General features: G+C 61.4%; 16 protein-coding genes. 10 read left to right on the top strand and 6 right to left on the bottom strand.

Annotated features, from left to right (window positions below; translation table 11 throughout):
• The first annotated feature begins 6 nt into the window (after nt 1–6).
• The 8 genes from nuoI (at nt 7) to ABCR88_RS21695 (ending at nt 7,178) form a co-directional block, all read left to right on the top strand.
• Nucleotides 7–555: an NADH-quinone oxidoreductase subunit NuoI gene (gene nuoI / locus ABCR88_RS21660; RefSeq protein ID WP_003223795.1), complete on the top strand. Its 549-nt coding sequence runs from the start codon at nt 7–9 to the stop codon at nt 553–555.
• A 9-nt stretch (nt 556–564) separates the two neighbouring features.
• Nucleotides 565–1,065: an NADH-quinone oxidoreductase subunit J gene (gene nuoJ, locus ABCR88_RS21665; RefSeq protein WP_011062192.1), complete on the top strand. Its 501-nt coding sequence runs from the start codon at nt 565–567 to the stop codon at nt 1,063–1,065.
• A 4-nt stretch (nt 1,066–1,069) separates the two neighbouring features.
• Nucleotides 1,070–1,393: an NADH-quinone oxidoreductase subunit NuoK gene (gene nuoK / locus ABCR88_RS21670; RefSeq protein ID WP_011062193.1), complete on the top strand. Its 324-nt coding sequence runs from the start codon at nt 1,070–1,072 to the stop codon at nt 1,391–1,393.
• Complete coding sequence (nuoL, locus tag ABCR88_RS21675; protein WP_232643448.1) at nt 1,390–3,243, top strand: NADH-quinone oxidoreductase subunit L; 1,854 nt, start codon at nt 1,390–1,392, stop codon at nt 3,241–3,243. Before nuoK ends, nuoL begins: the two co-directional genes overlap by 4 nt.
• 39 nt (nt 3,244–3,282) lie before the next feature.
• Complete coding sequence (gene nuoM, locus ABCR88_RS21680; RefSeq protein WP_016965722.1) at nt 3,283–4,815, top strand: NADH-quinone oxidoreductase subunit M; 1,533 nt, start codon at nt 3,283–3,285, stop codon at nt 4,813–4,815.
• 7 nt (nt 4,816–4,822) lie between these two features.
• Nucleotides 4,823–6,286, top strand: coding sequence for an NADH-quinone oxidoreductase subunit NuoN (gene nuoN, locus ABCR88_RS21685; protein ID WP_015636299.1), 1,464 nt, complete (start codon nt 4,823–4,825; stop codon nt 6,284–6,286).
• A 237-nt stretch (nt 6,287–6,523) separates the two neighbouring features.
• Entirely contained in the window at nt 6,524–6,874 is a 351-nt protein-coding gene (locus ABCR88_RS21690; RefSeq protein ID WP_350403536.1) for a toxin, read from the top strand.
• Nucleotides 6,861–7,178, top strand: a complete 318-nt coding sequence (locus ABCR88_RS21695; protein ID WP_053152691.1) for a transcriptional regulator — start codon at nt 6,861–6,863, stop codon at nt 7,176–7,178. The genes ABCR88_RS21690 and ABCR88_RS21695 overlap by 14 nt, the downstream gene beginning before the upstream one ends.
• 68 nt (nt 7,179–7,246) lie before the next feature.
• Here the strand turns inward: ABCR88_RS21695 and cysS are convergent, their stop codons facing one another.
• Both cysS and ABCR88_RS21705 read right to left on the bottom strand, forming a co-directional pair.
• Nucleotides 7,247–8,629 (bottom strand): cysteine--tRNA ligase, encoded by a 1,383-nt coding sequence (cysS, locus tag ABCR88_RS21700; RefSeq protein WP_053159449.1) that lies wholly within the window; start codon nt 8,627–8,629, stop codon nt 7,247–7,249.
• 18 nt (nt 8,630–8,647) lie between these two features.
• Complete coding sequence (locus ABCR88_RS21705) at nt 8,648–10,348, bottom strand: glutamine--tRNA ligase/YqeY domain fusion protein (protein ID WP_174395733.1); 1,701 nt, start codon at nt 10,346–10,348, stop codon at nt 8,648–8,650.
• Between the two features lie 270 nt (nt 10,349–10,618).
• Here ABCR88_RS21705 and ABCR88_RS21710 point away from each other — a divergent pair, with 270 nt between their 5' ends.
• Together ABCR88_RS21710 and ABCR88_RS21715 are read left to right on the top strand one after the other, a co-directional pair.
• Nucleotides 10,619–11,122, top strand: coding sequence for a peptidylprolyl isomerase (locus ABCR88_RS21710; RefSeq protein WP_011062201.1), 504 nt, complete (start codon nt 10,619–10,621; stop codon nt 11,120–11,122).
• Nucleotides 11,119–11,871 carry a UDP-2,3-diacylglucosamine diphosphatase gene (locus tag ABCR88_RS21715; RefSeq protein ID WP_011062202.1) on the top strand — a complete coding sequence of 251 codons (753 nt, stop codon included), beginning with the start codon at nt 11,119–11,121 and terminating at the stop codon, nt 11,869–11,871. Before ABCR88_RS21710 ends, ABCR88_RS21715 begins: the two co-directional genes overlap by 4 nt.
• A 194-nt stretch (nt 11,872–12,065) precedes the next feature.
• Here the strand turns inward: ABCR88_RS21715 and ABCR88_RS21720 are convergent, their stop codons facing one another.
• The 4 genes from ABCR88_RS21720 to ABCR88_RS21735 all read right to left on the bottom strand — a co-directional run bounded on the left by ABCR88_RS21720 (nt 12,066) and on the right by ABCR88_RS21735 (nt 16,831).
• Nucleotides 12,066–13,595 (bottom strand): DHA2 family efflux MFS transporter permease subunit, encoded by a 1,530-nt coding sequence (locus ABCR88_RS21720; RefSeq protein ID WP_011062203.1) that lies wholly within the window; start codon nt 13,593–13,595, stop codon nt 12,066–12,068.
• Between the two features lie 77 nt (nt 13,596–13,672).
• Nucleotides 13,673–14,875 carry an HlyD family efflux transporter periplasmic adaptor subunit gene (locus ABCR88_RS21725; RefSeq protein WP_011062204.1) on the bottom strand — a complete coding sequence of 401 codons (1,203 nt, stop codon included), beginning with the start codon at nt 14,873–14,875 and terminating at the stop codon, nt 13,673–13,675.
• Between the two features lie 14 nt (nt 14,876–14,889).
• Entirely contained in the window at nt 14,890–16,359 is a 1,470-nt protein-coding gene (locus ABCR88_RS21730; protein WP_011062205.1) for an efflux transporter outer membrane subunit, read from the bottom strand.
• Complete coding sequence (locus tag ABCR88_RS21735) at nt 16,349–16,831, bottom strand: MarR family transcriptional regulator (protein ID WP_011062206.1); 483 nt, start codon at nt 16,829–16,831, stop codon at nt 16,349–16,351. The genes ABCR88_RS21730 and ABCR88_RS21735 overlap by 11 nt, the downstream gene beginning before the upstream one ends.
• Nucleotides 16,832–17,390: the final 559 nt, after the last annotated feature.

Consider the following 17,390-nt stretch of genomic DNA (forward strand, 5'->3'; position numbering starts at 1 on the left):
TGACCCATGTTCAAATATATTGGCGACATCGTTAAGGGTACTGGTACCCAGTTGCGCAGCCTGGTCATGGTCTTCGGCCATGGCTTTCGCAAGCGCGACACCTTGCAATACCCGGAAGAGCCGGTCTACCTGCCTCCACGCTACCGCGGCCGCATCGTCCTGACCCGCGACCCCGATGGCGAAGAGCGTTGCGTAGCCTGCAACCTGTGCGCCGTGGCCTGCCCCGTGGGTTGCATCTCGCTGCAGAAAGCTGAAACCGAAGACGGTCGCTGGTACCCGGACTTCTTCCGCATCAACTTCTCGCGCTGCATTTTCTGTGGCCTCTGCGAGGAAGCCTGCCCGACCACCGCGATCCAGCTGACACCGGATTTCGAGATGGCCGAGTTCAAACGTCAGGACCTGGTTTACGAGAAAGAAGATCTGCTGATCTCCGGTCCCGGAAAGAACCCTGATTACAACTTCTATCGTGTTGCAGGTATGGCCATTGCCGGTAAGCCAAAAGGCTCCGCGCAAAACGAAGCCGAGCCGATCAACGTGAAGAGCTTGCTGCCTTAAGGAAGAACGATGGAATTCGCTTTCTATTTCGCATCAGGTGTTGCCGTTGTTTCCACGCTACGCGTGGTCACCAACACCAACCCTGTGCACGCCCTGCTCTACCTGATCATTTCGTTGATCGCCGTGGCCATGACCTTCTTCAGCCTTGGCGCGCCGTTCGCCGGCGCCCTGGAAGTGATCGCCTACGCCGGCGCCATCATGGTGCTGTTCGTGTTCGTGGTGATGATGCTGAACCTCGGCCCGGCCGCGGCTCAGCAAGAGCGCATCTGGCTCACGCCCGGCATCTGGATCGGCCCGGTCATCCTGGCCGCGCTGCTGCTGGCTGAACTGCTGTACGTACTGTTCAGCCATCAGAGCGGTGCCGGTATCGGTCAAACCACCGTCAGCGCCAAGGCCGTGGGCATCAGCCTGTTCGGCCCTTACCTGCTGGTGGTCGAACTCGCCTCGATGCTGCTGCTTGCCGCGGCCGTCACGGCGTTCCACTTGGGCCGCAACGAGGCGAAGGAGTAATACGATGCCTACTATCTCTCTCGGTACTATCCCGATGGAACATGGCCTGGCGGTTGCCGGCATCCTGTTCTGCCTCGGTCTGGTCGGCCTGATGGTCCGCCGTAACATCCTCTTCGTGTTGATGAGCCTGGAAGTGATGATGAACGCCTCTGCACTGGCCTTCATCGTTGCGGGCGCCCGCTGGGCGCAGCCGGATGGACAAGTGATGTTCATCCTGGTGATCAGCCTGGCAGCCGCCGAGGCCAGTATCGGCCTGGCGATTCTGCTGCAGCTGTACCGCCGCTTCCACACTCTCGATATCGATGCAGCCAGCGAGATGCGCGGATGAACCTTCTCTTTCTGACTTTCGTATTCCCCCTGATCGGTTTCCTGCTGCTGTCGTTCTCCCGTGGACGCCTCTCGGAAAACCTCTCGGCCCTGATCGGTGTCGGCTCCATTGGCCTGTCGGCCATCGTTGCTGCCTACGTGATCTGGCAATTCAACGTCGCACCGCCAGAGGGTGGCCACTACACCCAGGTGCTGTGGCAGTGGATGTCGGTGGACGGTTTCGCGCCGAACTTCGCCCTGTACCTGGATGGCCTGTCCGTGACCATGCTGGGTGTAGTAGTGGGCGTGGGCTTCTTGATCCACTTGTTCGCGTCCTGGTACATGCGTGGTGAAGCCGGCTACTCACGCTTCTTCGCCTACACCAACCTGTTTATCGCCAGCATGCTGTTCCTGGTGCTGGGCGATAACCTGTTGTTCCTGTACTTCGGCTGGGAAGGCGTGGGCCTGTGCTCCTACCTGTTGATCGGTTTCTACTACAGCAACCGCAACAACGGTAACGCCGCACTCAAGGCCTTCATCGTTACCCGTATCGGCGACGTATTCATGGCCATCGGCCTGTTCATCCTGTTCCAACAGGTGGGCACGCTGAACGTCCAGGAACTGCTGGTGCTGGCCCCGCAGAAATTCCAGGCCGGCGACTTCTGGATCACCCTGGCAACCCTGATGCTGCTGGGTGGCGCCGTGGGTAAATCTGCCCAGTTGCCACTGCAGACCTGGCTGGCGGACGCGATGGCCGGCCCGACCCCGGTTTCGGCACTGATCCACGCCGCAACCATGGTGACCGCCGGCGTCTACCTGATCGCCCGTACCCACGGCCTGTTCACCCTGGCGCCGGAAATCCTGCACCTGGTGGGCCTGGTCGGCGGCGTGACCCTGGTACTGGCCGGTTTCGCCGCGCTGGTGCAGACCGACATCAAGCGGATCCTCGCCTACTCCACCATGAGCCAGATCGGCTACATGTTCCTGGCCCTGGGCGTTGGCGCCTGGGACGGCGCGATCTTCCACCTGATGACCCACGCCTTCTTCAAGGCCCTGCTGTTCCTTGCTTCCGGTGCGGTGATCGTTGCCTGCCACCACGAGCAGAACATCTTCAAGATGGGCGGCCTGTGGAAGAAACTGCCCCTGGCCTACGCCAGCTTCATCGTCGGCGGCGCGGCCCTGGCGGCCCTGCCTCTGGTGACCGCAGGCTTCTACTCCAAGGACGAGATCCTCTGGGAAGCCTTCGCCAGCGGCAACCATGGCCTGCTGTACGCCGGCCTGGTGGGTGCGTTCATGACCTCGCTGTACACCTTCCGCCTGATCTTCATCACCTTCCACGGTGAAGCCAAGACCGAAGCCCACGCCGGCCACGGGATCTCCCACTGGCTGCCGCTGGTGGTACTGATCGTGCTGTCCACCGGGATCGGCGCGATGATCACCCCGCCCCTGCATGGCGTGCTGCCGCAAAGCGTCGGCCATGCCGGTGGCGAAGCCAAGCACAGCCTGGAAATCGCCTCGGGCGCCATCGCCCTGGCCGGTATCCTGCTGGCCGCCCTGTTGTTCCTTGGCAAGCGTCGCGTTGTGACCGCCATCGCCAACAGCGGCATCGGGCGTCTGCTCTCGGCCTGGTGGTTCGCCGCCTGGGGCTTCGACTGGATCTACGACAAACTGTTCGTCAAGCCATACCTGGCCATCAGCCACGTACTGCGCAAGGACCCGCTCGATCAGACCATCGGTTTGATCCCGCGTATGGCCAAAGGGGGGCACAACTCCCTGAGCCGTACCGAGACCGGTCAACTGCGTTGGTACGCCGCCTCGATGGCAGCCGGTGCCGTGCTGGTCATCGGCGCCATTGTGTTGGTAGCGGTCTGATATGAACCTTGCGAACTTGCGAAAGGAATTGAGCCCGTCATGATTCTGCCTTGGCTAATCCTGATCCCCTTCATCGGCGGCCTGCTGTGCTGGCTGGGTGAGCGCTTCGGCGCCACCCTCCCCCGCTGGATTGCGCTGTTGACCATGACCCTGGAACTCGCCCTCGGCCTCTGGCTGTGGGCCCACGGTAACTATTCATATGCTCCGGCGCCTGGCGTCGATCCTACTTGGGCCATCGAGTTCAAGCACCAGTGGATCGAGCGCTTTGGCATCAACGTGCACCTGGCCCTCGACGGCCTGTCGCTGTTGATGGTGCTGCTGACCGGTCTGCTGGGTATCCTCTCGGTACTCTGCTCCTGGAAAGAGATCCAGCGCCATGTGGGCTTCTTCCACCTGAACCTGATGTGGATCCTGGGCGGTGTGGTCGGCGTGTTCCTCGCGCTGGACCTGTTCATGTTCTTCTTCTTCTGGGAAATGATGCTGGTGCCGATGTACTTCCTCATCGCGCTCTGGGGTCACAGCTCGGCAGACGGCAAGAAAACCCGGATCTACGCAGCGACCAAGTTCTTCATCTTCACTCAGGCTTCCGGCCTGATCATGCTGGTGGCGATCCTGGGCCTCGTACTGGTCAACTTCAACAACACCGGGGTCATCACCTTCGATTACGCCCAGTTGCTGAAGACCAAGATGTCCACCGCCACCGAGTACATCCTGATGCTCGGCTTCTTCATCGCCTTCGCGGTGAAGCTGCCGGTGGTGCCGTTCCACTCCTGGCTGCCTGACGCTCACGCCCAGGCACCGACTGCCGGTTCCGTGGACCTGGCGGGCATCCTGCTGAAGACCGCGGCCTATGGCTTGCTGCGTTTCGCCCTGCCGCTGTTCCCCAACGCCTCGGCAGAGTTCGCACCGATCGCCATGACCCTGGGTCTGATCGGGATCTTCTACGGTGCCTTCCTGGCCTTCGCCCAGACCGACATCAAGCGCCTGATCGCCTTCTCCAGCGTTTCCCACATGGGCTTCGTGCTGATCGGCATCTACTCCGGCAGCCAGCAAGCCCTGCAGGGCGCGGTGATCCAGATGCTGGCCCACGGTGTTTCGGCAGCCGCGCTGTTTATCCTCAGCGGCCAGCTGTACGAGCGCACCCATACCCGCGACATGCGTGAAATGGGCGGTCTGTGGTCGCGTATCGCCTACCTGCCGGCCATCAGCCTGTTCTTCGCAGCCGCCTCCCTGGGCCTGCCGGGCACCGGCAACTTCGTCGGCGAGTTCCTGATCCTGATCGGCACCTTCGTCAGCGCTCCATGGATCACCGCGATCGCGACTTCGGGCCTGGTGTTCGGCTCGGTCTACTCGCTGATCATGATCCACCGTGCCTACTTCGGCCCGTCCAAGTCGGACGCGGTGCTGCACGGCATGGATGCTCGAGAACTGATCATGGTGCTGGGGCTGGCGGTACTGCTGATCTACATCGGCGTGTACCCGCAACCGTTCCTCGATACCTCTGCCGCCACCATGCATGGCGTGCAGCAATGGCTCAGCACCGCCTTCACTCAACTCGCTTCGGCCCGGTAAGAGCGCTATGGACTTTACGATTCAACACTTTATAGCCCTGGCGCCGCTGCTGATCACCAGCGCCACTCTTGTGGTGGTGATGCTGGCGATCGCCTGGCGGCGCAACCACGCCCAGACCTTCCTGCTGTCGGTGGCCGGTCTGAACCTGGCATTGCTGTCGATCTTCCCGGTGCTGAAAGTGGCACCCCTGGCGGTCACCCCGCTGTTGCAGATCGACCAGTTCGCCTGCCTGTACATGGCCCTGATCCTGGTGGCCACCCTGGCCTGCGTCACCCTGGCCCACGCCTACCTCGGCGATGGCAGCAGCGGTTACCCGGGCAACCGAGAAGAGCTGTACCTGCTGATCCTGCTGGCCGCCGCTGGTGGCCTGGTGCTGGTCAGCGCGCAGAACCTGGCCGGCCTGTTCATCGGCCTGGAGCTGCTCTCGGTACCGGTCTACGGCCTGGTGGCCTATGCCTTCTTCAACAAGCGCTCCCTGGAAGCCGGCATCAAGTACATGGTGCTGTCAGCCGCCGGTTCGGGCTTCCTGTTGTTCGGCATGGCCTTGCTCTACGCAGAAGCCGGTAGCCTGAGCTTCAGCGGCATCGGTCAGGCCCTGGCCGCCACTGGGCTGCCAAGCCCGCTGGCGCAACTGGGCCTGGGCATGATGCTGATCGGCCTGGCCTTCAAACTGTCGCTGGTACCTTTCCACCTGTGGACTCCGGACGTCTACGAAGGCGCCCCGGCCCCGGTCGCCGCCTTCCTGGCCACCGCCAGCAAGGTGGCGGTGTTCGCGGTACTGGTGCGTCTGTTCCAGCTGTCGCCAGTGGCCAGCAGCGGTGTCCTGAGCAACGTGCTGACCGTGATCGCCATTGCCTCGATCCTGGTGGGCAACCTGTTGGCGCTGACCCAGAGCAACCTCAAGCGTCTGCTGGGTTACTCGTCCATCGCCCACTTCGGTTACCTGCTGATCGCCCTGGTGGCGAGCAAGGGCCTGGCCATGGAAGCCATCGGCGTGTACCTGGTCACCTACGTGATCACCAGCCTTGGCGCCTTCGGCGTGATCACCCTGATGTCCTCGCCGTACAAAGGCCGTGACGCTGACGCACTGTACGAGTACCGCGGCCTGTTCTGGCGCCGTCCGTACCTGACCGCCGTGCTCACCGTGATGATGCTGTCCCTGGCCGGTATCCCGCTGACCGCGGGCTTCATCGGCAAGTTCTACATCATCGCTACCGGTGTCGAAGCGCACCAATGGTGGCTGGTCGGTTCCCTGGTCATGGGCAGCGCCATCGGCGTCTTCTACTACCTGCGAGTGATGGTCACCCTGTACCTGATCGAGCCGAACCTGCGTCGCGTCGATGCCCAACTGCACTGGGAACAGAAAGCCGGTGGCGTCATGCTGCTGGCCATCGCGGTCCTGGCGTTCTTCCTCGGCGTATACCCACAGCCGCTGCTGACCCTGGTCCAGCATTCGGGCCTGGCAGGTTGATCGCTTAAGCTTCAGCGCAACACACAGAACGGCACCTTCGGGTGCCGTTTTGCATTTCAGGGCCCTGCCCTCCCCTCTTCCCAGCAAAACTCGGAATCGCCCTTCCTGCCACGTCGGCCCGGTCCGACATTCAGCCCGCTGCCGCAGGCATAGACTGCTGCCAGATCAAACGCGGCGCCCAGCGGGCCTTGACCAAAGCTGTATCTCCATCCACTCTATACGCAGGAAGCGTATGAAATGAATGCTCTGTTTATTGAACTACCGGCATTTGCGCGATACCGAAATGGCTTCCTTGACGACGAATTGTTCTGCGAACTGCAGATCGAGTTGCTGCGCCACCCGCACGCGGGTGTTCTGATTCAGGGCACTGGCGGCTTGCGCAAGATGCGTTTCATCGATGAGCGACGCAACAAGGGCAGGCGTGGCGGGCTGAGGGTGATTTATTACTGGTGGTCCGGAGGAGCACAGTTCTGGCTCTTCACCCTGTTCGACAAGGAGCAGATGGACGACCTGCTACCGCAGCAGCGACAACAGCTCAAACAACTGCTGGAACGTGAAATCGAGGCCAGAAGACATGACCAAACGTGACATCTTTTCCGAACTGGTTGAAGGCATCGACGCCCTCACCCAGGAGCGCCAGGGCAAGATCACCCTGCGCAGCCATAAAGTGAAACTCGACAAGCTGCCCCCCATCACCGCCGCCGAGGTGATGAACATCCGCCAGCAACTCAACCTCTCGCGCTCGGTATTCGCCATGTACCTGCGCACCAACACCCGCACCCTGGAGAACTGGGAACAGGGCCGCGCCATACCCAACGCCCAGGCCACGACCTTGATACGCCTGGTGGAGCGCTACCCCGATACAGTGGAGCGCCTCGCCTCGCTGGCCTGATCCGGCACTGTTCGAAGGGCAACAAAAAACCCGCGCCAGGCGGGTTTCTTGTTGTAGAGAACGCAGGCTCAGTCAGCCAGGCGCCAGGTCGTACCGCCCTTGCCATCTTCCAGGATCACGCCCATGGCGGTGATCTGGTCGCGGATCCGATCGGACTCTGCCCAATCCTTGTTGGCACGGGCCGCCAGGCGGGCCTGGATCAGCGCCTCGACTTCTGCCGCATCGACCCGACCTTCGGCACCGGCCTGCAGGAAGTCGTCGGCCTCCAGTTGCAGCACGCCCAGCACACTGGCCAGCTCCTTCAAGCGGGCTGCCAGACCGGCCGCCGCATCGATATCGCTCTCACGCAGGCGGTTGATCTCGCGCACCATCTCGAACAGCACGGCACAGGCTTCCGGAGTACCGAAGTCGTCGTTCATCACCTGGGTGAAACGCTCGACGAAGGCTTCGCCACCGGCCGGCGCCACTTTCGGCAGGCCCTTGAGCGCATGGTAGAAACGCTCCAGCGCGCCCTTGGCGTCCTTGAGGTTGTCTTCCGAGTAGTTGATGGCGCTGCGGTAGTGGCTGGCCACCAGCAGGTAACGCACCACTTCCGGATGGTACTTGTCGAGCACGTCGCGAATGGTGAAGAAGTTGTTCAAGGACTTGGACATCTTCTCGCCATTGATGCGGATCATGCCGCAGTGCATCCAGGCGTTGGCGTAGGTCTTGCCGGTAGCCGCTTCGCTCTGGGCGATCTCGTTCTCGTGGTGCGGGAACTCCAGGTCGCTGCCGCCGCCATGAATGTCGAAGGTCTCGCCCAGGCAGCAGGTGGACATCACCGAGCACTCGATGTGCCAGCCCGGACGACCGTCACCCCAAGGCGATGGCCAGCTCGGCTCACCCGGCTTGGCGGCTTTCCACAAGACGAAGTCCAGCGGGTCCTGTTTCGACTCGTCGACTTCGATCCGCGCGCCGATGCGCAGGTCTTCGATCTTCTTGCGCGACAGCTTGCCGTAGCCCATAAACTTGCCGACGCGGTAGTACACGTCGCCATTGCCCGGAGCGTAGGCGTAGCCCTTGTCGATCAGGGTCTGGATCATCGCGTGCATGCCGGGGATATGGTCGGTGGCGCGCGGTTCCATGTCCGGCTTCTTGATGTTCAGCCGCGCCTCGTCCTCGTGCATCGCCGCGATCATGCGCTCGGTCAGGGCCTCGAAGGCCTCGCCGTTCTCATTGGCACGATTGATGATTTTGTCGTCGATATCGGTGATGTTGCGCACATAGGTCAAGTCATACCCGCTGAAACGCAGCCAGCGGGTAATCAGGTCGAATGCCACCATGCTGCGGCCATGGCCCAGGTGGCAGTAGTCGTACACGGTCATGCCGCACACGTACATGCGCACCTTGTTGCCATCCAGCGGCTTGAAGACTTCTTTGCTCTTGGTGAGCGTGTTGTAGATCGTTAGCACGTTAGTTCCTTGACTGAATCACTGACCCCAGGAGTCGCGCAGGGTCACGGTACGGTTGAATACCGGAGCACCTGGTTTCGAGTCCTTGATATCCGCGCAGAAGTAGCCTTCGCGCTCGAACTGGAAACGGTCTTCCGGCTGTGCGTTGCCCAACGAGGGTTCAGCACGACAACCAGTGAGCACTTGCAGGGAGTCAGGGTTGATGTTGTCCAGGAAACTCGCGCTGTCTTCGGCCTTCTCCGGGTTCGGAGAGCGGAACAGGCGATCGTACAGGCGCACTTCGCACTCGACGCTGGCGGCAGCCGGCACCCAGTGAACCACGCCCTTGACCTTGCGGCCTTCAGGGTTCTTGCCCAGGGTGTCCGGATCGTAGGAGCAACGCAGCTCGACGATGTTGCCCTCGGCGTCCTTGATCGCTTCATCGGCACGGATCACGTAGCTGCCACGCAGGCGCACTTCGCCGTTAGGCTCCAGGCGCTTGTAGCCTTTGGGCGGCTCTTCCATGAAGTCGTCATGGTCGATGTAGATTTCACGGGCGAACGGCAGCTGGCGCATGCCGAGTTCTTCTTTCTGCGGATGACGCGGCAGTTCGAGGTTCTCGACCTGGTCTTCCGGGTAGTTGGTGATCACGACTTTCAACGGACGCAGCACGCACATGGCGCGGGGTGCGTTCTGGTCCAGATCCTGACGGATGCTGAATTCCAGCATGCCGTAATCAACCACGCCGTCGGAGCGGTTGGTGCCAACCATCTCGCAGAAATTGCGGATCGACGCCGGGGTGTAGCCGCGGCGGCGGAAGCCCGACAGGGTCGACATGCGCGGGTCGTCCCAACCATTCACGTGCTTCTCGTCCACCAGTTGCTTGAGCTTGCGCTTGCTGGTGATGGTGTAGTTCAGGTTCAGGCGGCTGAACTCGTACTGGCGCGGGTGCGCGGGCACCGGCAGGTGCTCGAGGAACCACTCGTACAGCGGACGGTGGCTTTCGAACTCCAGGGTGCAGATCGAGTGGGTGATGCCTTCGATGGCGTCCGACTGGCCGTGGGTGAAGTCGTAGTTGGGGTAGATGCACCACTTGTCACCAGTCTGATGGTGATGGGCGTGGCGAATGCGATACATGATCGGGTCGCGCAGGTTCATGTTCGGCGAGGCCATGTCGATCTTGGCCCGCAGTACCCGCGCACCATCCGGGAACTCACCGGCGCGCATGCGAGCGAACCAGTCCAGGTTCTCTTCTACCGAACGCTCGCGGAACGGGCTGTTCTTGCCTGGCTCGGTGAGGCTGCCGCGGTATTCCTTGGCCTGGTCAGGGGTCAGGTCGCAGACATAGGCCTTGCCCGCCTTGATCAGTTCCACGGCCCAGTCGTGCAACTGGTCGAAGTACTGCGAGGCATAACGCACTTCGCCGGACCACTCAAAACCCAGCCACTTGACGTCGCTTTCAATGGCGTCGATGTATTCCTGGTCTTCCTTGGCCGGGTTGGTGTCGTCGAAACGCAGGTGCGTGACGCCACCGAATTCCTGGGCCAGACCGAAGTTCACGCAGATCGACTTGGCGTGACCGATGTGCAGGTAACCATTGGGCTCCGGAGGGAAGCGGGTCACGATCTGTGTGTGCTTACCCGAGTCCAGGTCCGCCTGGATGATCGGGCGCAGGAAGTTGACCGGTACGGCCGGTCCAGTCTTGGAATTCGAGGTAGGGTCGACAGTGGGCTTGCTCATAGGATCCTTGAACGTACAAGTGCGCGGCCAGGTGCGGCCTGATAAATCAAAACGGATATCATAGCCGATGCTGTCAAGTGCCTGACAGAGCGCAGCTTTAAAACTGCGGCTATTAATGGCACCCAAGTGAAAAAACAGCCTCGAAATTCGTGGCGGTCACGCTAAACTGCGCTCCTTGGCTGCAGGATGGCCAAATCGGTGCGGACCCCATGCGTGCCCCGCCACCCAGGATTTTCTTGAAAACGCTTCTCCTTATAAAGAGTACCGACCATGACCCAAGTCAAACTGACCACCAACCACGGCGAGATCGTGCTGGAACTGAACGCCGAGAAAGCCCCGTTGACCGTGGCCAACTTCGTCGAATACGTGAAAGCCGGTCACTATGAAAACACCGTTTTTCACCGCGTCATCGGTAACTTCATGATCCAGGGCGGCGGCTTCGAACCTGGCATGAAAGAAAAGAAAGACAAGCGTCCAAGCATCCAGAACGAAGCTGACAACGGCCTTTCCAACGACAAGTACACCGTTGCCATGGCCCGCACCATGGAGCCGCATTCGGCTTCCGCGCAGTTCTTCATCAACGTTGCCGACAACAGCTTCCTCAACCACAGCGGCAAGACCGTGCAGGGCTGGGGCTACGCCGTATTCGGCAAAGTGATCGCCGGCACCGAAGTGGTCGACAAGATCAAGGGCGTGGCCACCACCATGAAGTCCGGCCACCAGGACGTACCCGCAGACGACGTGATCATCGAGAAAGCCGAGATCATTGAGTGATACTGCTGATTTCAGATCTGCATCTGGAAGAGGAGCGCCCGGACATCACCCGGGCGTTTCTGGAATTACTCGGTGGGCGCGCCCGCGCCGCCGAGGCGCTGTACATCCTCGGGGACTTTTTCGAGGTATGGATCGGCGACGATGCCATGACCCCCTACCAGCTTTCCATTTGCCAGGCATTGCGCGAGCTCAGCGACAGCGGCACGCAGATCTTCCTGATGCATGGCAATCGCGACTTCATGCTCGGCAAGGCCTTCTGCAAGGCGGCCGGCGCCACCCTGCTCAAGGATCCCAGCGTCGTCGACTTCTACGGCGAGCCGGTATTGCTGATGCACGGTGACAGCCTGTGCACCCGTGACGAAGCCTACATGCGTATGCGCCGCTACCTGCGCAACCCGCTGAGCCTGTGGATTCTGCGCCACCTGCCCCTGGGCACCCGGCGCAAGCTGGCGCGCAAGCTGCGCAACGAAAGCCGGGCCCAGACCCGCATGAAGGCCAACGACATTGTCGATGTGACCCCGGACCAGGTACCGCAGGTCATGCAGGAACACGGGGTGCGCACCCTGGTTCATGGCCACACCCATCGCCCGGCGATCCACAAGCTGCAGATCGGCGAACAAGCCGCCAAGCGCATTGTGCTGGGGGACTGGGACCGTCAGGGCTGGGCGCTGCAGGTGGATGAGCAGGGTTTCCAACTGGCGGCGTTCGATTTCGTACCGACGCAACTGGCGCTGCCCGGTTCGCCCTGAACGGACGCCCTCGCTGCCGCAGGAGCCGGCTTGCCGGCGAAGGGGCCAGCAAGCCTTGCATGGCCCTGTCGGACGCCTTCCCTGGCAAGCCCGCTCCTACAACAAATGCCCTACCGTAAGAGCCGGCTTGCCGGCGAAGGGGCCAACAAGCCTTGCATGGCCCTTTCGGACGCCAGCGCCTGCGACGAAAGGCATCAATGCCCCGCCGCGGCTGGGCCGGCCTTGGCAGCGAATGGCGGCTTGGCCAGCCAGACCAGCAGAATCAGGCCCATGAAGCCCCAGCCCAGCAAGGTGAAGTAGTCCACGGTCGAGAGCATGTATGCCTGGCTGGTCAGGACTTGATCCAGCTGCGCGTAAGCCTTGGTGCTCGCGCCTCCGAGATTGCTCAGCGCATCCCGGGTGACCGGGTCGAAGATGCTCATGCTTTCGCTCATGTAAGCGTGATGCTGGTCTGCCCGGCGAATCCAGATCCAGGTGGTCAGCGACGCCGCAAAACTGCCCCCCAGAGTCCGCAGGAAGGTTGCCAGGCCAGCGCCGTCGGCGATCTGGTGCGGGGGCAGGTCGGACATCAGGATGCTCAGGGTCGGCATGAAGAACAGCGCCACGCCGATGCCCATGAACAGTTGCACCAGGGCGATGTGCTGGAAGTCCACTTCATTGGTGAAACCGGCACGCATGAAGCAGCTCAGGCCAATGGCCAGGAATGCCAGCCCGGCCAGCAGGCGCAGGTCGAACTTGTTCGCGTACTTGCCGACAAAGGGTGACAACAGCACCGGCAGGATGCCGATCGGTGCCACCGCCAGCCCCGCCCATGTCGCGGTGTAGCCCATCTGGGTCTGCAACCATTGCGGCAGGATCAGGTTAATACCGAAGAATCCGGCGTAGCCCAGCACCAGCACTATCGTGCCAATGCGGAAGTTGCGGTGCGCGAACAGCCGCAGGTTGACCACCGGATGCTGGTCGGTCATTTCCCAGATGATGAACACCGCCAGCGCGATCACCGAAATCGCCGCACCGATGATGATGAAGTTCGACTCGAACCAGTCCAGGTCATTGCCCTTGTCGAGGATCACCTGCAACGCGCCGACGCCAATGACCAGCGAAATCAGCCCCACGTAGTCCATCGGCTGACGGCTGGTGACCACCGGGCGCTTGGCCAGCTGCGAACGCACCACCATCACCGCAAAAATGCCGATCGGAACGTTGATGAAGAAAATCCACGGCCAGCTGTAACTGTCGGTGATCCAGCCGCCAAGAATGGGACCAGCAATCGGCGCCACCACCGTGACCATTGCCAGCAATGCCAGGGCCATGCCGCGCCTGGCGGGTGGATAAACGGCGATCAACAGGGTTTGCGTCATCGGGTACAACGGCCCGGCCACCAGGCCTTGCAGCACACGAAAGCCGATCAGCTCAGGCATCGAGGTCGAGATGCCGCAGAGAAACGAGGCCAGCACAAACAGCATCGTCGCCCAGAGAAACAGTTTTACCTCGCCAAAGCGCCGGCTGAGCCAGCCGGTCAGCGGCAACGCAATCGCATTGCTCACGGCGAACGAGGTAATCACCCACGTGCCCTGCTCCGAACTCACACCAAGGTTGCCGGAAATGGTCGGCAACGCCACGTTGGCGATGGTGGTGTCGAGCACCTGCATGAAGGTCGCCAGCGACAGGCCGATGGTGCTGAGCAACAGGCTGGGCGGCGTGAAAGAAGCGTTATTGCTCATCGCGAATCCTTTGGAACCGGGGTGGCGCTGCGCCCCTGTGGGGCGAGCATGCTCGCACCCACAGGGTCAGTGGCGAATCAGCGTTGCGCGGTTTTGCTGACCACAGCGCTGTTGTCATGGATCAGCTGAGCGATCATCGCGTCGGCTTCGGCCAACTGCCGGTCGTAGACGTTGGTACTGAACGAGGCCTTTTGCTGCGGTTGCTGCGCCAGTACCGGGCCGCTCTGGTCATGCAGGTTCACTTCAACATTGGTCGACAGCCCAACCCGCAGTGGGTGCTTGGCCAGCTCTTCGGCATTGATGTGAATCCGCACCGGCACACGCTGCACGATCTTGATCCAGTTGCCGGTGGCGTTTTGCGCGGGCAACAGAGCAAACGCGCTGCCGGTGCCGGCGCCGAGGCTGTCGACGGTGCCACTGTATTTCACGCTGCTGCCGTAGATGTCGGACTCGATGTCCACGGGCTGGCCGATGCGCATGTCACGCAGTTGGGTTTCCTTGAAGTTGGCATCGATCCACAGTTGATCCAGCGGGATCACCGCCATCAACGCCGTACCCGGTTGCACTCGCTGGCCGAGCTGCACGGTGCGTTTGGCAACGTAACCGGTGACCGGCGCGATCAGGGTGCTGCGCGCATTGGTCAGGTAGGCCTGGCGCAGATCCGCAGCCGCCGACATCACGTCCGGGTGCGACGAGACCACGGTGTCATCGACCAGCGCACTGGTGGTTTTCAACTGCTGCTTGGCGTTGGCCAGGGCGTTTTGCGCCGAGGTCAGGTCGTCGCGGGCGTGGGACAGTTCTTCCTGGGAAATCGCGCCGCCAGCGGCAAGGTTTTTCCGGCGGTTGAAGTTGTCCTGAGCCTTCTGCACTTCGGCCTGTTGCGCGTTGACCTGGGCTTTCATGCCGTCGACATTGCTGTACAGGCCGCGAACCTGACGCACGGTACGCGCCAGTTTCGCCTGGGCACTTTGCAGACCGACTTCGGCATCGTTGGGGTCGAAGTTGATCAGCACCTGACCTTCGTGGACCAGGTCACCATCGTCAGCGCCGATGCTGACCACGGTACCGGTCACCAGCGGAGTGATTTCAACGACGTTGCCGTTGACGTAGGCGTCATCGGTGCTCTCATTCCAGCGCCCGATGAATTCGTGATAAGCCCAGACACCGGCACCGGTGAGGGCCACAACGATGGCCAGCACCAGCAGCATCACTTTGCGCTTGCGCGGATTGCCGGTGTCTTGCGAGTTGTCTTGAGCTTGGGTGTTTTCGGCAGTGGCCATGACAAATACCTGAATTAGTTGTGCGGCGTGGCTGGAATGGCGTTGGCTGCGCTCAGGGTCTCGCCCTGAAAGCCCCCGCCCAGCGCTTGCATCAGTTGAATCGACAGATCGATCTGCTCGGCATTGAGGTTGGCCAACTGACGTTGGGCCTGCAGCAGTTGCTGCTCGATGCTGAGCACGTCCAGGTAGTTGCCGATGCCGGAACCGTAACGCTGGACCACGGTGTTATAGGAATCCTGAGCAATATCGGTGGCGTGCTGTTGCGCGCCGATTTGCCGGCCGATGTCACGCAACTGGTTGATCGTGTCGCTGACATCACCCAGCGCTTTCACCAGGCTTTTGTTGTACTGCGCCACCGCCAGATCGTAATCGGCGTCACGCGAATCGAGGTTGGCGCGCAGGCGCCCGCCATCGAAGATGGGTAGCGAAATGGTCGGGGCGATGCTGAAGAAGCGACTGGCCGAACCAAACATTGCGTCACCCAACAAGGATTCGGCACCGGCGGACGCCGTAAGGTTCAGGTTGGGATAGAAGCGGGTTTTCGCCGAATCAATGTCTTTGCTCGCGGCCTCTACACGCCAGCGGGCGGCAACCAGGTCCGGGCGACGGCCAAGCAGCTCAGCCGGAAGAACCGAGGGCACTGCCACGGCGCTGGCTTGCAATACTTTGGGCCGGGCGATTTCACTGCCGCGATCCGGGCCTTTGCCGAGCAGCACGGCCAGGGCGATTTTCGCACTGCTCAGACGTTTTTCGGCGTCGATCAGGCTGGCTTCGGAACTGGCTTCCAGACTCTGGGTTTGCTGGAGCTGGTACTGGCTGTCGATCCCGGCGCTCAAGCGACGCTGGCTCAGATCGAGCATTTGCCTGGTGCGCTTGAGGTCGTCGCTGGCCAGGTCATAGACGATGTGCGCCTGCCCCAGATCGCTGTAGGCCCGGGCCACATCGGCGGCGAGGGTCAATTGCGCGGCCTGACGGTCGACTTCAGCAGCACGGGCCTGGCCGAGTGCGGCTTCCCAGGCATCACGCTGGCCGCCCCACAGGTCGAAGTTGTAATTGAAGCCGGCGCTGATGTTACGCACGGTGGCGTAGGCATCGCCCTGCCCCAGCGGATCCTGATCCTTGGCCAGGCGCGAACGGCTGATGCCGGCGCTGGCGTCGAGGGTCGGATAGCGTTCGGCATCGGCGGCATACGCGGCGGCGCTGGCCTGATGGGCACGGGCGGCGGCGATCTGCATGTCCGGGCTGTCGCGCAGGGCTTCGCGGATCAGACCGTCGAGCTGTGGATCGCCGAGGCTGGTCCACCAGTCGCTTTTCGGCCATGCCGCAGGCGACAGGGTCACACCGTTGAGGGATTGGCCGGCCTTCAGGCTTTTCGCGTCGAGATTTTTGCCTTGGGTATCGAGGCCGCTGTAATTGGCGCATCCGGCAAGGATCATCGCCGACAGCACCAGCGTCAGGCTGCTGCGCAAGGTTTTACTGCTCATTGTGTTCACCTAAGCGCTGGATGGTGATCGGGTCACCGGCGGCCAGCAGGATTTTCTTGAGGATGTATTCCAGGGTCTTCAACTCGTCCGGGGAGATCGCGCCAGCCAGTTCATTCATCGCGTCGGCGCCGATCTGCGGCAGCCGATCCGTCAACTGCTGGCCCTGTTCGGTCAGGGTCAGTTGCACTTGGCGGCGATCACCTTCACTGCGTTGGCGAGCCAGGAAGCCCTTCTGCTCCAGACGATCGAGCATGCGTGTCATCGAACCGCTGTCCAGCGAAAGGTGCCGGCACAGCTCGGCCGGGGTATCGACGCCGAACTGGGCCATGATGATCAACACTTTGAACTGCGCGGCAGTGATGCCGTGGGGTTCCATGTGGGTGTCGATGATCCGGTCCTTGAGCAATGCGGCGCGGCCCAGCAACAGGCCGAGATGGCAGGTTTTGAATTCGTCCGGGGTGAAATGCTTCATGTGCTCACCTAATAACTGCCTAGGCAGTGAATATATGTCGAGATATTACTGCCTAGGCAGCGAATGTCAACGCAATAGTTAGGTTGCTTTGTAATTAGTTGACCAATGGACTGGGTCTTTATCTTGAACAGGCGGGCGTCATCACCAACCCGCTGACGATTAGTAGTCTTCATGCCTCTGCCTGCCGTCTGTGAATCAACGGGATTGCCCTATTCCACGATGACTTCGACAAAGGCCATGGCTCACACGTGCACCCGGCATCCCCCCCCCCTTCAGCGAGTTGAAGATCGACCGCATACAGGTGCACGACTGCAGCGCCAACGAGGAACTGACGCAGGCGCCGACCTGCATTGTCCGGCTCGGTCCCCCGTTGGTCTAACGGTGGTGACGGGAAGCTTGGAGACCGCGCAAGAACTTGATCTGTTGCGTAAAATCGACTGCACTCAGATTCAGGGTTTCCTGATCTTTCACGCCATATCTTCGGATCAATTCCAGCCGTTGCTGTCCCATGGCGGGCCGACAAACGCGTATGGATTGGCAAGCGGGTGTCGAGGCCCGT

This window comes from Pseudomonas sp. W17, from assembly GCF_040268305.1.
In the GTDB taxonomy this organism is placed as follows: domain Bacteria; phylum Pseudomonadota; class Gammaproteobacteria; order Pseudomonadales; family Pseudomonadaceae; genus Aquipseudomonas; species Aquipseudomonas protegens.